At 39.3% G+C, this 14,501-nt stretch carries 16 protein-coding genes and 1 pseudogene; 14 read left to right on the top strand and 3 right to left on the bottom strand.

Features of this window, described 5'->3' with window-relative positions; genetic code table 11:
• Positions 1-7: 7 nt before the first annotated feature.
• The 3 genes from L8T27_RS17335 (at position 8) to L8T27_RS17325 (ending at position 1,271) form a co-directional block, all read left to right on the top strand.
• A complete protein-coding gene (locus L8T27_RS17335) occupies positions 8-829 on the top strand; it encodes a methyl-accepting chemotaxis protein (RefSeq protein WP_233315756.1) in 822 nt (273 codons plus the stop codon).
• A 74-nt stretch (positions 830-903) separates the two neighbouring features.
• Positions 904-1,080, top strand: coding sequence for a hypothetical protein (locus tag L8T27_RS17330; RefSeq protein ID WP_233315755.1), 177 nt, complete (start codon positions 904-906; stop codon positions 1,078-1,080).
• Complete coding sequence (locus tag L8T27_RS17325; protein ID WP_233315754.1) at positions 1,080-1,271, top strand: YwbE family protein; 192 nt, start codon at positions 1,080-1,082, stop codon at positions 1,269-1,271. The genes L8T27_RS17330 and L8T27_RS17325 overlap by 1 nt, the downstream gene beginning before the upstream one ends.
• A gap of 402 nt (positions 1,272-1,673) precedes the next feature.
• Here the strand turns inward: L8T27_RS17325 and L8T27_RS17320 are convergent, their stop codons facing one another.
• Positions 1,674-2,057, bottom strand: a complete 384-nt coding sequence (locus tag L8T27_RS17320; RefSeq protein ID WP_233315753.1) for a UPF0715 family protein — start codon at positions 2,055-2,057, stop codon at positions 1,674-1,676.
• Between the two features lie 234 nt (positions 2,058-2,291).
• Here L8T27_RS17320 and L8T27_RS17315 point away from each other — a divergent pair, with 234 nt between their 5' ends.
• The 4 genes from L8T27_RS17315 (at position 2,292) to L8T27_RS17300 (ending at position 6,367) form a co-directional block, all read left to right on the top strand.
• Entirely contained in the window at positions 2,292-2,903 is a 612-nt protein-coding gene (locus L8T27_RS17315; RefSeq protein WP_233315752.1) for a PH domain-containing protein, read from the top strand.
• A gap of 155 nt (positions 2,904-3,058) precedes the next feature.
• Positions 3,059-3,871, top strand: coding sequence for an alpha/beta fold hydrolase (locus L8T27_RS17310; protein ID WP_233315751.1), 813 nt, complete (start codon positions 3,059-3,061; stop codon positions 3,869-3,871).
• Positions 3,872-3,891: 20 nt separating this feature from the next.
• Positions 3,892-5,094, top strand: coding sequence for a SpoIIE family protein phosphatase (locus tag L8T27_RS17305; protein ID WP_237941967.1), 1,203 nt, complete (start codon positions 3,892-3,894; stop codon positions 5,092-5,094).
• 112 nt (positions 5,095-5,206) lie between these two features.
• Positions 5,207-6,367: an MFS transporter gene (locus tag L8T27_RS17300; protein ID WP_237941966.1), complete on the top strand. Its 1,161-nt coding sequence runs from the start codon at positions 5,207-5,209 to the stop codon at positions 6,365-6,367.
• A 39-nt stretch (positions 6,368-6,406) separates the two neighbouring features.
• Here the strand turns inward: L8T27_RS17300 and L8T27_RS17295 are convergent, their stop codons facing one another.
• Together L8T27_RS17295 and L8T27_RS17290 are read right to left on the bottom strand one after the other, a co-directional pair.
• Positions 6,407-8,131: a HAMP domain-containing sensor histidine kinase gene (locus tag L8T27_RS17295; protein WP_237941965.1), complete on the bottom strand. Its 1,725-nt coding sequence runs from the start codon at positions 8,129-8,131 to the stop codon at positions 6,407-6,409.
• Entirely contained in the window at positions 8,132-8,833 is a 702-nt protein-coding gene (locus tag L8T27_RS17290; protein ID WP_237941964.1) for a response regulator transcription factor, read from the bottom strand.
• Positions 8,834-8,984: 151 nt separating this feature from the next.
• On the opposite strand from L8T27_RS17290, the gene L8T27_RS17285 reads away from it, so the two are divergent.
• From L8T27_RS17285 to L8T27_RS17255, 7 genes and pseudogenes are all read left to right on the top strand, one after another.
• A complete protein-coding gene (locus L8T27_RS17285; RefSeq protein WP_237941963.1) occupies positions 8,985-9,158 on the top strand; it encodes a hypothetical protein in 174 nt (57 codons plus the stop codon).
• 122 nt (positions 9,159-9,280) lie between these two features.
• Positions 9,281-9,961: an ABC transporter permease gene (locus tag L8T27_RS17280; protein WP_237941962.1), complete on the top strand. Its 681-nt coding sequence runs from the start codon at positions 9,281-9,283 to the stop codon at positions 9,959-9,961.
• Positions 9,961-10,862 (top strand): annotated as a pseudogene (locus L8T27_RS17275) (ABC transporter ATP-binding protein). The gene L8T27_RS17280 and the pseudogene L8T27_RS17275 overlap by 1 nt, the downstream one beginning before the upstream one ends.
• A 129-nt stretch (positions 10,863-10,991) precedes the next feature.
• Positions 10,992-11,894, top strand: a complete 903-nt coding sequence (locus L8T27_RS17270; protein WP_237941961.1) for an ABC transporter ATP-binding protein — start codon at positions 10,992-10,994, stop codon at positions 11,892-11,894.
• Positions 11,895-12,629, top strand: coding sequence for an ABC transporter permease (locus L8T27_RS17265; protein ID WP_237941960.1), 735 nt, complete (start codon positions 11,895-11,897; stop codon positions 12,627-12,629).
• 9 nt (positions 12,630-12,638) lie between these two features.
• Positions 12,639-13,772, top strand: coding sequence for a sensor histidine kinase (locus tag L8T27_RS17260; RefSeq protein ID WP_237941959.1), 1,134 nt, complete (start codon positions 12,639-12,641; stop codon positions 13,770-13,772).
• Positions 13,769-14,371 carry a response regulator transcription factor gene (locus L8T27_RS17255; RefSeq protein WP_237941958.1) on the top strand — a complete coding sequence of 201 codons (603 nt, stop codon included), beginning with the start codon at positions 13,769-13,771 and terminating at the stop codon, positions 14,369-14,371. The genes L8T27_RS17260 and L8T27_RS17255 overlap by 4 nt, the downstream gene beginning before the upstream one ends.
• Positions 14,372-14,501 lie beyond the last annotated feature (130 nt).

Genomic DNA, 14,501 nt, shown 5'->3' with positions numbered 1-14,501 from the left:
TCTACGATTGTTAAACAGAGCAGAATCATTAGAAAGCATTATCGACATTATCCCTATGATGAAAATGGCTATCCCGTTAGACTTGTCGATTGCCATTTGTGATAAAGAAAAGTTTGTCGCCTATTTTCCTGGAGATGCAATCGACTTGAAAATTAAAGTAAACCAGCTGCTTTCACGAGAGGAACCTCTTGCCATTGCTCTTCGGGATAAAAAAGCGTTCAAGTCCTCTGTTCCAGCAAATTTTTATGGGTTTGAATTTATCGGCACAGCAACGCCGATTGTTAATACAAAGGGAGAGGTGATTGGCGGGATTGCTGTGCAAGTGCGCAGGCAGACTGAACTGCGGGAGATTGTCAATCAAATGCTCGCTTCTTTATTGCAGGCAAACAAACAAATTGGCATGATTACAGACAGCTCTGGATCTTTGGCTAATTTCTCACAGGAACTTCTTGGGCAATCAAAACAAGCAGAAGGAGAGGTGAATAAATCGACAGAGGTGTTGTCACTTATTAAGCGGGTTGCGGATCAGACAAATTTGCTTGGTCTTAATGCAGCAATCGAGGCGGCCAGAGCAGGCGAAAAGGGGAAGGGCTTTGAAGTTGTCGCAAATGAAATTAGAAAGTTTTCCCGAGATACTGTTCAATCAACCCAGCAAATCCACGCTACAATGGAACAGATAAAGGCGGCGACAAGCAGAATGAATCGTTCGATTGAGAAGATAGCATCTATTGGGGAGTCACAGGCAAATTCCATTAAGCAAACATGTGCATTTATGGAGGAAATTCAGGAAATGGCAGTAAGACTGAATCAATTCGCCGATGAATTGTAGAGAATGATTTCTTCCTATTTAGGTGTGTGTTATAGTAGCAATAGCAAGTCAAAAATGCAATGGAGGAAAACAAAATGTCAGAACAAGAAAAGAAAAAAGTAAGCTTAAAGGATGCAATGAAGCAGCAGCTTGCCAATAAAAAGCAACAATCTCAGCAAGGCCCAAATCTTAACGGCAATACAAAAATGCAAAAGATGAACAGCCAGCAAACGAAAAAAACGAACAACCAGCGAAGAAGAATGGGCGTCTAATGAACGGCCAAAACAGAAAAGACATCACCTCCGGGCTAACGGTTGAAATCGTCTTAAAAGCAGATCAAAAAACAGGAAAGAGAACCGTTGGAGTAGTTAAAGATATTCTCACAAATTCCTCTTTCCATCCACATGGAATAAAAGTAAGGCTAACAGATGGGAAAGTCGGACGAGTGCAGGCCATTCGCTGATTTCCCTTTTTTTTATATCGAGGTAATTAGTACGATATTTTGTTCTTCTGCTAGTACAAGCATTATGAATAAGTAAATGGGAATTAAAATGCTGATTGGTCTGCTGACATCGGTTTCAACTCCTTATTGTTTGTTTTGGAAATAGCTGAAATGTTGTAAAAATTTGAGCACTTTACCAATGGCTTTGGTCTTGAATATTAATCGGGTTGCTTTTAATTATGCAGCATTATTTTATCATGTGATTTGCATTCCAGAAGGTTTTGTTCAATGTTTCGCAAAGAGGTTTGTGAATTGAAAACGCTGCCAAGAAAGTGGGCAGTTGCAGTATAATTAATTGTGAAGGAAAAATGAAGAGAACTATTAAACTAAGATCTTGGAATAAGAAAAACCTTACTATTTATACTATTCCTGCTGCTGCAGCAAAACCGAATCATAAATCCAAAAAATAATGGCACCAGCTAAAACCATTAAATAAAACTCCAGGAAATTAAAAGGATTTTGATGCATAGTCATTAATAAGACAGCATTAGTAATCGCAGAGCCAATCAGATAGATGAGAAGATATTTAATACTGAAGCTTTTAGGCTTTTGGTTCAGCTTAATTTGCAGCGGTGTAGCGATAAACAAATAAAAGAAAAAGATAATAAGAGAAAAAATGATAAGTTCCATAAAAGAAAAATAAGTTGACCGTAATAAAATAAAAACAAGACTAAGCGTTATTGCCGATAGAAGAGAGCAGATGAATGACCTGCCGATAAGATCAGAGTCGATATAAACCTTTTCCATATTAAAACACCTCGATAGGACTGTGTGATAGATTTACAATAAACAAAAAATTCCCCATTATTAGTATATGTTTGTAATCTTTCTTATGTAAGATACTTTCTTCCTAGATACAAATGGCACAACTTTTCGAAAAATAGTTTTCAACCTTTCCTTAAATAAGCTAAAATAATAGTAGTGGATGTAAATAAATGGAGTAATATACTAGAAGATTACCATTTTAGGAGGAACTCACCCGTGTTTAAAAAAATCGCGTCTGATGCATTAGGTTTAAGTGATGTAGGAAGTGTTATTCACCCTTCTGATTATGATAAAGTAGATGCTGATGATTATATCCTTCATGAGGATAATGAAAAAATTTACTTTTTGATTAAATCAAAGACAGATGAATATTGCTTTACAAACAGGGCGTTAGTCCATCTTGACGGTACGAGTGCAATCAGCAAAAAGAGAAGCTTGAAAAGATATTCGTATAAAGAGCATGCGATTTCTAATGTGTCGATGGAAACAGCAGGCACGATTGATCTCGATGTGGAAATTAAGTTTTCGATGGGAACTGTTCCATTCAGCATTGATATACATAAAAACCATATTGAAGCTATCAAGGATTTATATAAAGCATTAATCCGAATCAGTGAACTGACACAGGAAAACGAAATTTCTTTGGAATTTGCGAAGGAAAGTCTGCAAATTACGTCTAGTACATTAGTGCGTGCTTCAATAGAGGGAGATGTTTCCGAGCATTTCCGCAACATTAATGATCAAGTTTTTAACTGGCTCATGAACAGCCGTAAGAAATACAATGTAAAAGATTTCGGCTTCGTATTTGAAAAATATATTAATAATTAATAAACTAGCAGGCATCTTCATAGGAAGATGTCTTTTTGTCTAGTGAAAATCTCAAAAAAAAGATATTCAAACTTTGAACTATTTTATTTAATTTTCAAGACTTTTTAGCATATAATGACCTTATCAACTAAAACGAAAAAGTAAAAGGGGACTAAATGGGACAGCATCCAAAAATAACACATCGCAATAATGTTAAAGTTAGTGGGAACGGCTCCAAAACAATGATCTTTGCCCATGGGTTTGGGTGTGACCAAAATATGTGGCGCTGGACAGCCAGTGCTTTTGAACAAGACTATCAAGTTGTCCTGTTTGACTATGTCGGTTCTGGCAAATCTGACATCTCCCAATATGATCAAGAGAAATATGAAAGCTTGCACGGCTATGTACAGGACGTTCTCGACATTTGCGATGAGCTGCAGCTCGAGGATGCTATTTTTGTTGGCCATTCTGTCAGTTCCATTATCGGCTTGCTGGCATCCTTGGAAAGACCGCAATGCTTTAGCAATCTGATCATGATTGGTCCTTCACCATGCTATTTGAACAAGCCGCCATACTATGGAGGATTTGAGGAGGAAGAGCTTCACGGATTGATTGATTTGCTCGACAAAAACTATATCGGCTGGGCGAAAGGTTTTGCTGCGATGGTCATGGCGAATGAAGACCAGCCTTCTCTTGCAGAAGAGCTGATGATCAGCATTTGTTCGACAGATCCAGTTATTGCCCGTCAGTTTGCGATTGCTACGTTTTTCTCTGATTATCGCCAAGAACTTGCGAAAGCTTCTGTGCCATCCCTTATTATTCAATGTTCAGATGATGTGGTTGCACCAAAAGCAGTCGGTGAATATATGCATCAAAATATGCGTGACAGTCTTATAAGAGTAATTGATGCAGCTGGACACTGCCCTCATCTGAGCCATCCGGACCAAACGGTTGAATTAATGAGAGAATATTTAGGCACCCTTGATTAAGGGAAAGGAGCTGGTGATGTATGGATAGACAACTGGATGAAGCACCATGCGGCTTTCTAATGCTTTCAGATAACGGGAATATTCTGTCCGTTAACAGAACCTTGCTGGAGCTGTTAGGGTTTGACCGTCATGACTTGATTAATAAGCATATGAATCAGTTATTGACGAAGCCCTCAAGGATCTTTTGCCAGCTTTATTTTTTTCCGCTAATTCGTCATGAAAATAAAATTGAAGAAATGCACTTTTCTCTGCAGAAAAAAGGCGGCGAGGAGATTCCTGCCTTGATTTTTGCAAATAGACATAAGAAAGAAGGCGTCTTTGTCATTGAATGTGTGCTTGTTCCGATGCATCAACGACTTGAGTTTGAAAGTGAGATTTTGAAGGCAAGAAACATTGCTGCTGCAGCCTTGAAGGAAGCGGCTGAAACAAACAAAGAGCTTGAAAATGTTCTTTGTGAATTGCAAGCTAAACAAAAGGAGCTTATTAAACTCAATAAACAAAAGGAACAATATCAGGAGCGAATCAAAAGGGAGCTGGATTTGGCTAAAAACATTCAGGGCATTTCCTTATCCACTCCTTTCAGTAATGAGGAGATAAGCATTTCTGCTTATTACCAGTCATCAAACGAGCTGTCTGGTGATATGTACAGCTTTTATCAAATTTCTCCAGGCAAGTATGGATTTATCATTCTTGATGTTATGGGGCATGGGATTTCGTCTGCCTTGATTTCCATGTCGCTCAGGTCACTGTTTCAGCTGTTGATTATGAAAGGCGCTACCGCTGAGGAAATTATGGCAGAGCTTGATACACAGCTTCATCTTCTGTTTCGCAATGGTGATGGCATAAAGCATTATTGTACAGCGATCTTTTTAACCATTGACACGAATACAAAGGAGATAGAATACATAAATGCAGGTCACCCTCCGGCGTTGTGGATTGGGAGAGACACAGAAATCACGGAATTTAAATCAACAATCCCGCCAATCGGCATATTTGAGGATTTAACATTCCGAAAAAGCAGCTTTGCTTATCAAGAGGGCGGCAGACTGTTCTTATATACAGACGGTGTAACAGAAGCCATTTCTGCTAACACGCTTAATTTATTGGTGAAAGAACAAGAGCCTATTCACGCTATTAAGGAAAAAATTGTCCATTTTTTAAAGCTCGATGAGGAGATAGGAATAAAGGTAGATGATCGCTGCTTTTTGCTTATTGAGGTGTAGAGGTAAGCTAAAAAGCAGCTTGTTCTTTTTTTACTTTTTTAAAGAGAAGGCAGCCATTGGGCTGTTTTTTTCGATATAATGGTCCTATTTGATGCATCGAAAGGGGAATTATATGAATAAAAAATATCCAGTGGCATTGTGGACATTGGTAATTGGCGCATTTGCAATCGGCATGACAGAGTTTGTTATCATGGGCTTGCTGCCAGAAGTGGCAAGGGATGTTAACTCTTCTATTGCTGCAGCAGGACAGCTTATTACTGGCTATGCCCTTGGTGTGGCAGTCGGCGGCCCTATTCTTGTCCTTATAACCTATAAAATGTCACAAAAGAACTTATTAATGTTGTTAATGGTAATATTTATTCTCGGAAACTTAATGTCAACAATTGCGTCAAGCTATGGTGTACTTATGGCTTCCCGTTTGCTGACGTCATTGGCGCACGGCTCGTTCTTTGGAGTAGGAGCAATTATGGCCGCAAGTCTTGTAGAGCATTCTCGCCGTGCCAGCGCAATGGCATTGATGTTCACAGGATTGACAGTTGCTAATGTAATCGGTGTGCCATTCGGTACATTTGTTGGCCAGCAGCTCGGCTGGCGGAGCAGCTTCCTCATTATCGCAGTCATTGGCTTTATTACACTTATTGGAATATATATGCTTGTGCCAAAGCCGAAAGAGCAGAAAAAGGCGGACTTAAGAAAAGAGATTGCTGTCCTCAAGAACAATCAGTTATGGCTGGCTTTGTTGATTGCAATGTTCTGCTTTGGCAGTGTGTTCACATTGTTCACATACATCACACCGATTTTAACAGATGTAACAGGCTTCCCATCTGCAGCAGTATCGTGGATACTCGTCGTGTTCGGGCTTGGAGTTACAGTTGGCAATATCGTGGGCGGAAAATTGGCAGACTGGAATATTAATTTATCCTTGCAGTATATATTGGTTATCTTCATTCTGTACTTCTTTGTTCTGTATCTGCTGCAATTCTCCACAATATTGATGATTCCAGGCATATTCCTGTTCGGCGTCCTTGCCTTTTCCATGGTGCCAATGCTCCAGTTCCGCATACTCGGGCTGTCAGCAGAAGCACCAACAATTGCAAGCACGCTAAATCAATCGGCAATGAATCTCGGCAATGCCGGCGGTGCATTTGCAGGAGGCTTGTCGGTTACTTATTTGCCACTTCAAGATCTTGTTCTGGTGGCACCAATCATTACAGTAGTCGGATTTGTCTTGCTGTTTGTTCAGCTTAGAGCTGTGAAGACGAAGACAGCATAATGGAAAAAAGACTTCTTCCTATTGGGAAGAAGCCTTTTTTTATTCATCAGCAAGCGGAAGGAGAATGCGAATATAAGTACCTTTACCAAGTTCGCTTTTTACCTTGATGGAGCCGCCATGGAGTTCAATCAGCTTTTTCGTTATCGCCATGCCAAGTCCAGTCCCATTATTAGAGCTGCTTGTGTTTGTTCCTCTGTAGTAGCGCTCAAACAGCCTGTTCAATGTTTCATTATCCATGCCAACACCGTCATCCTCAATCATAATCATCAGTAAATGCTGATCAAGCTTGCGGATGGATACCGTGACAGTCGTTTCTGGCGGATTGTATTTTAGGGCATTTTCAAGCAGATTTTCCATAATGCGCTGAAACCATTTCGGATCTACTGCTGCGATTACAGAACCTTCATAAGGCTGGAATACAAACTGATATTGCTGTCCAGCAGGTCCATTTACATAATGAATGACCGTTCGCCTAATTTGTTCATTTATCTCTACGTTTTCCTTAGCGATAGGGAAGGCGTCGCTCCTAAGCTGGTATGTTAAGGTCAAATCCTCAAGCAGCTGCTTCATATATTGCGCCTTTTCCGCAATTGTGGCAGAGAATGTCCGAACCTCACTTTCTGACCATGAATATTGGTCTGATTGCAGCATCTCCGCATAGCCCCCAATAGAGGCAAGTGGTGTTTTCAAGTCATGAGAAAGACCGCTGATCCACTCATCTCTGACTTTACTCGCCTTTATTCTTGCTTGTTTATTTTGCTCTAAGGTCTCCGTCAGCTGAGTCAGGGTTGTAATTAATTCCTTGTATATTCTATATTTCTTTTTCAGCTTTCCTTTTTTCGTCATTATTACAGAGTGCTTGTAATGTCCATCCTCATAAACTCCTTTGCCTAGATCTCCAATCCAATTCATGATGGTAACAAGGGGGGCGCCAAACCTATAGCCGAACACAATAGTCACCGCTAATAATAGAAGGAGGCTGACAACAAAAATGATAAAGGCAGTACTTCCAAAGGCCTTCATCATTTCAGTCTCAATTTGTCCGTAATCCACTTTTTCGGTGCCGACAAGGAGAACTTGCCCTGTCTGTTCATAGTAATAGGCTGAAGAATCCTTGTTTTCCACTTTAGTCAGCTGCAATAACTCATAAACAGAATAGTGGTCCTTCTGATTATCTGCCATAAAACCGTCCTGGGTTGACCTATCCACATTGATAAGCTGCACCCAGCCTTGGCTGTTCTTTATGTTTTTTTTAACAGCCTCTGAAAGATCCAATTGGCTTTTCTTCCAATTTACCTCTTTTTTAATAGTCTCTAAAATACCCTTACTGCTGTTTTCTGTTCCAAAGAGAATAATCAGGGGCTTTTTTGTATCCTCACGTATTGTCCAGATTTTATAATCGTACTGCTGCAATGACTGATTTTCAGATAAAAGCAATTTATAATCGGTTTTAGTGAACTCAAAATCTGCTGGTGTGTTGTATGTTTTTAAAAGTTTTCCGTCCTTAGAAAGTACAGCAATCCAGCCATCCTGTTTCTTAGCTAACTTTTTTATGTCAGATTCAATTGTTATTTGTCCTTTATCTATGGAAAAAGAGCCTTCTATAGAAGAAACATCAGCTTTCGTTAAATCACTGTTTACTTCTAATTTTGTTAAAGTGTAGCCGAAGAATACCCAAAATATAAAGATAAGGACAGCAATAAAGGAGGATACAAGAAGAAGCTGAAAAAAGAATTGCAATATAAATCGTTTAGGCATATTCATTTAGTTGCGACCTTCTGCGGCTAATTTATAGCCGAGCCCTCTCACTGTCACGATTAATTGGGGCTTGCTGGGGTCTAGTTCAATTTTTTCCCTGAGCTTGCGGATATGAACCATAATTGTGTTATCCTCACCGAGAAAATCTTCCCCCCACACATTTTCATACAGCTGGGCTTTACTGAAGAGCTGATTAGGATGCTGGCAGAAGAACAGCAGCAGTTGATACACCTGTGCTGGTAAGGACACCTTAACACCTCTAACGATAACTTCACCAGAAGAGCGGTTGACAGATAAATCTCCAAATTGATAATTGGCACTTTCCTTCACATTGCTGACTTTATGTCTCCTTAAATGGGCTTTCACTCTCGCCACTGCTTCAAGAGGGTTAAATGGTTTTGTGATATAATCGTCAGCACCTAACGCAAAGCCTGACAGTTTATCAAGATCAGTAGACCTTGCTGTCAGGAAGAAAATCGTAGCATTCGTTTTTTCTCTGATGAGAGGACATATTTCAAAACCACTTCGGTCTGGAAGCATCACATCCAGAAAAATCAGGTCGTAGCTGTTGACCCCACAAAGCCTGAGCGCTTCCTCTGCTGTTTCTGCCGTATCAATTCGCTCAAACCCTTCTTTCTGCAAAATGATTCGCAACATTTGGTGGATTGCCTGTTCATCATCCACAATCAATAGTCTTGTATTTTCCATATAAATAATCTCCCTAATACAACAATATATAAAAATATCATATCATTTTTTTGGTAATTTATTTGCAATTAAGGAAGAATTAAGGTTCCGATTCAGCAGGGTTAAGGTAGGATAGATATAATCCTTATAGATTAAAAAATGAGGTGACAAAATGAAAAAAGTATTCAGCGTAATGGGAACCTTAGCAGCGCTCCTTATAATTTCGAGACATTTTGGTAATGATTTTGCAGCACAGCATTACGATAAATTATTTCTACTATTTATTGTAGGATTGTTCGGCCAGATCATCTTTCATCTGTGGGAGAAAAAAAGCCATGAGAAGTAAAAGAATGATAGTTATGGAGTGAAGTGAATTTTTTATATTACATGTGTTGTTCATAATCCTGTTGGAGGGCACTTAATTATAGAGGAAGAACGCATAAAGATACTTAATGGAGGGGAAATATTTTGTTTGCAATCGGCAAAAGAGAATTTTTTCAATTATTTAAAGGAGTCAAAGCCGTACTGATTATTATACTGTTTTTAGTTACTGCATATTATTCTGCAAAGTTCGCAGGTCCATTAGCATCTATAGCGGAGTTGTCAACAAAGGAAGCTAGTGTTGCAGGCGTGATGTTCTTAATTATGTTTTTCGGGCAGCTGTTTGTTACAAGCCTTTCCCATGATAGCATCAACAGGGAAGTACATGAGCGGACGATGCGGTTTTTAGTAACTAAAACGTCGAGGTCTTCTATTCTTTACGGGAAATTCTTCGGTATCTGGATATTTTGGTTTGTTTCTCTGTTTACATCATTTCTTATCATCAGCATTATTACCAAAAAGATTAATATTTTGATATTCACCCAGACAATGAGTCTGCTCACATTACAGATTGCTTTTGTCCTATGTTTATCAGTTTTAATTCCAAAACCAAGTATTACTATGTTTTTTGGCATGATAGGAAGTATAATCTTTCCTATTTTAGGGGGATGGTTAGTTCTCACTACTAATCCTGCGATTAGTTGGCTGAAGTATGTAAATCCATATTATTACTTCGATAAAAAGGATTATACGTTTGTAGTAGTCCTTCTGTTCGCAGGAATCCTAATTTACTTAGCTAATCTTGTCTTCAAAAGGAGGGAATGCTGATGACAGCTATTAAAGCACAAAAAATGACAAAGGTGTATAACGGAGGAACCGTTGTGAATGGTATTGACTTAAAAGTGGAAAAAGGAGAGATATTTGGGTTTCTTGGCAGAAATGGTGCGGGAAAATCAACTTTTATTAATATGCTGACGGGCATTGCAAAGCCGACTTCTGGATCATTTACGTTATTAAATGGAGATACCGAAGCCACAGAAGTGAAAAGAAGAATCGGTGTGATGCCTGATTATTCTACTTTCTATGGTTCAACTACGGCACTTGAGCACTTGCGGTTTTTCTCTTCTCTTTCAGGGAAGCCTGCACAAAAAGTGCATGTATGGAAGCGTTAGAGGCAGTCGGCCTAGCTGAACATGCCAATAAAAAAGCAGGTAAATTCTCCTTTGGGATGAAGAAGAAGCTTGGTGTTGCGCAAGCGATTATTCATGATCCTGAGCTGTTATTTTTAGATGAACCAACATCCGGTATGGACGCAGAGTCCGTTATTCAAATTCAGCGGCTGATTAAAAGCTTGCATAACAAAGGCAAAACAATCTTTTTGACTTCTCATAATCTGGATGAGGTTGAAAAGCTGTGTACAAGGATTGCCATTATGAAGGAAGGACGCATTGTCAAAATTGGAACGATGGATGAGCTGCGAGCCTTTTACCGTACAAATATTATTGTCAAAATCAGACATAGCATTGTCCCTGTTTCAGAAGAACAGAAGCTTCGTCAATGGTTGGAAGGCAAAGGGACAGATGTCCAGTTTGGCGATAAATTGACATTCATTACTGTGGATGAAGATAAAAAGATTGCAGAAATTACAAGAGCCTTTACTGCCTGCAAAACAGACATCTTCCGTGTGGAGGTCGAAGAGCCGACTTTAGAGGAGATATTTTTGGATTGACCCCTTTAGTTAGGGGTCTTTTTTCTGAGGAGATGACAAATGTCATCTTTATTTCATGACATTTACGACTAAAAAGGAGAGTGGAAGGATTATACAATTAGTTTATCAACAGCGGAGGTGGTTTACGTTTTGGAAAAGGTTATCGAACTTACCAATGTATCAAAGCAGTTTCAGCAGAAAAGGGCTGTGAATGATATCTCTTTTACAATAAAGAAGGGAGAAGCAGTTGCTATCCTTGGAGCAAATGGTGCGGGAAAAACAACGACAATTCTCTTAATGCTTGGGCTATTACAGCCGTCAAAAGGCACTGTTCATTTGTTTCAATCTGAGCCAAAACGAAAGGAAGTAAGAGAGAAAATTGGATCGATGCTTCAGGAAACAAGTGTGATGGACAGTCTGAAAGTAAAGGAAATTATCAAGTTAGTGCAAAGCTATTATCCAGAGCCTTTATCTGCTGATCAATTGCTTGCTATTACTGGTCTTTCTAAACAGGATTGGAATAGACGCACAGAAAAATTATCTGGCGGCCAAAAGCGCAGGCTTCATTTTGCTTTGGCTCTCGCGGGAAACCCGGAGTTAATTTTCTTAGATGAACCAACAGTAGGTATGGACATCAACGCAAGGAAGGCATTCTGGGAGACAGTGGCAGCGTTAAAGAGTCAGGGAAAGACAATTATTTTTACTACCCATTATTTGCAGGAAGCAGATGAGGCGGCAGAAAGGATTATTATGATAAGTGACGGCGAAGTTGTGGGTGACGGAACTCCTGAACAATTGAAAGCAAAATGGACTAAAAAGACGATTTCCTTTAAAGAAGCAGCTGATTACGCGCTGGATATATATGAATCTATCCCATTTGTAGAGGAAGTGATAAGGGAGAAAGGGAGGGTTAGTCTTGTCACAGTTGATTCAGATAAGACAATTTACCATATTTTCGAAATGAAGCTCAAAATCCAGGATATTGAAATTCAGCAAGGGAAATTGGAAGATGCCTTTTCCAAGCTCCTTCAGGAAAAAAAGGAGGAAGTTTAAATGAAGATGTTCAGCAGACAAAGCCAGGCAGAACTGATTCGTATGTTTCGCAACCGTTATTATATTTTTTGGTCTTTGCTTATGCCGATTATTTTTTATTATATCTTCACCAAGGTTGTCAGCACACCAAATGTGGATGCTGATTTGTGGCAAGCCCATTACTTAATGTCGATGACAACCTTCAGTGTCATGGGAAGCTCCATTATGACATTAGGCATCAAGATGGTTCAGGAGCGCTCTGAAGGCTGGACCTTGTATTTGAACATTACACCTTTGCCTACAAGCATATATTTTGCTGCCAAGATTGCAGCACAAACTGTTATCCATCTATTTTCGATCTTTGTTATCTTTTTGGCAGGCTATATTATAAATGGTGTCAGCCTTGAGCCAATGCAGTGGCTGTTATGTGTGCTATGGATTCTTTTCGGCTCGTTGCCTTTCCTTGCAATTGGAACATTGGTGGGTTCAATGAAAAAGGTAGAAACAGCAGCTGGCATAAGCAATTTAATTTATATGGCTTTGGCTGTCGCTGGTGGCATGTGGATGCCTGTAGAAGTTTTTCCGAAATTTATGCAGACTATTTCCGTATGGCTGCCGTCAAATTCCTTCGCAGGAGGAGCATGGGAAATAATTAGAGGGAACAGTCCTTCAATTCAAGGTTTTCTGTTAATTATAGGGTACCTTTTCCTATTTATGGTATTATCTATATATATTAGAAAAAGGCAATATGCATAAGGAGAATTTATGGCTAGTACTAAAAAACTGGAGATTTTTCCTGCAAGATTTGGATTTTTTCCATATGTATTCTTAGTTTATATGATTTTGCCAGGTGTTTATATTGCACATGAACGATTGCCAAAACTAGTGTTAGGATATTTTCTTCTTGGTTTATTTCTGATCTCCTACAGACAGCTTTACTTTCTTATCAAGAAAAGGGGCTATACCTTTTGGCTGACCATTCAACTTGCTGTCATCTTAATCTTAAGTATGTTTTATAACTTAAATGTGTTATTTATGGGTTTCTTTCCAGCCCACTTTATTGGTTATTATGCAAACAAACGGTCATTCTCCAAAGCTCTCAGCTTCTTTGCATGCGTGCTTATTATCCCGATTTTGTACCACTGGGAGACAATATCTTTCCGTAGTCTGCTTTACTATATTCCTTTTCTTGTTATCATGCTTGTGTCTCCATTCGGCATTCGCTCAATGGATAGAAGAATGGAATTAGAGCAGCAGCTTGATGCAGCAAATAAGCAAATTAAAGAGCTCGTAAAAAGAGAGGAAAGAGTAAGAATTGCCCGCGATTTACATGATACGTTAGGCCATACTTTATCATTGCTGACACTGAAAAGTCAGCTGATTGGCAAGATGGCAGTTAAGTCGCCGGATTTGATAAAAAATGAGGCAAAGCAAATGGAGGAAATTTCTCGTTCGGCATTGAGACAGGTTAGAGAACTGGTATCGGATATGAGATCAATAACGATACAAGAGGAACTGGTTGAAGTTCAAGCTATCCTAGAGGCTGCAGGAATTGTCAGCCATATAGACGCAAGCCTCAATGAGTATGAAGACATCTCAGCACTGACACAAAATATTGTCAGCCTTTGTTTAAAAGAGGCGGTCACAAATGTAGTGAAGCATAGCAGTGCGAGTAATTGTCATATAAAAATTAAGAACAGCAGTGGACAGCTGACGGTGAGTATAACAGATGATGGCAAGGGTATACCTGAGGGCAATTGGTTCGGAAATGGGCTGAAGGGCATGAAGGAAAGGCTGGAGATACTGGAAGGAAACTTGCATTTGTCATCAGAAGCGGGAACGCTGCTTACTATTAACATCCCAATTGTTATCAAGGATCGGAAGGAGGAGATAATTTGATTACAGTCATTATTTCTGAAAATCAGAGAATGCTGAGAGGAGCTTTAGGTACTCTGTTAAGTTTTGAAGAGGATATCGATGTGATAGGGCAGGCTGCTAATGGAAAAGAAGCCCTTGAGCTGATTGAAACCCTCTCTCCAGATGTTTGTCTGTTGGATATTGAGATGCCTGTTAGGAGCGGTCTGGAGGTTGCTGAAGAGCTGCAAAGAAAAAATACTGCAATAAAAATTATTATCCTGACCACATTTGCAAGACCAGGCTACTTTGAAAGAGCGTTAAAAGCAAATGTTCACGGCTACTTGCTTAAGGACGGACCAAGTGAGGACCTGGCAGAAGCGATTCGCAATGTTATGAAGGGAAAAAGAGAGTTTGCCTCTGAATTGATTTTTGGCAGCATAGGTACAGAAAATCCATTAACAGAAAGAGAACAAGAGATTTTAGCTCTCGTGGCTGCAGGAAAAACTGTCCAAGAAATTTCCTCGACCTTGTATCTTTCTTCCGGCACTATCCGCAACTATATTTCTGAAGTATTAAATAAATTAGAAGTCAAAAACAGAATTGAAGCAATTTCAAAGGCGCAAAATAATGGCTGGATATAAACCAATTTATTACTTTTATTTACTGTCCATCTTTTAAGGCAGCTTTTTATGCTGCCTCCTCACCTCTTTATACCTATCCGACTACCAATTTATAAAACTCCCATTAAATATAATTTTTTGACAAAAACAT

The organism is Niallia sp. Man26 (genome assembly GCF_022049065.2).
In the GTDB taxonomy this organism is placed as follows: Bacteria; Bacillota; Bacilli; order Bacillales; family Cytobacillaceae; genus Niallia.
The sequence above is the reverse complement of the archived record's forward strand: the minus strand, read 5'-3'. Positions and strand labels throughout refer to the sequence as shown.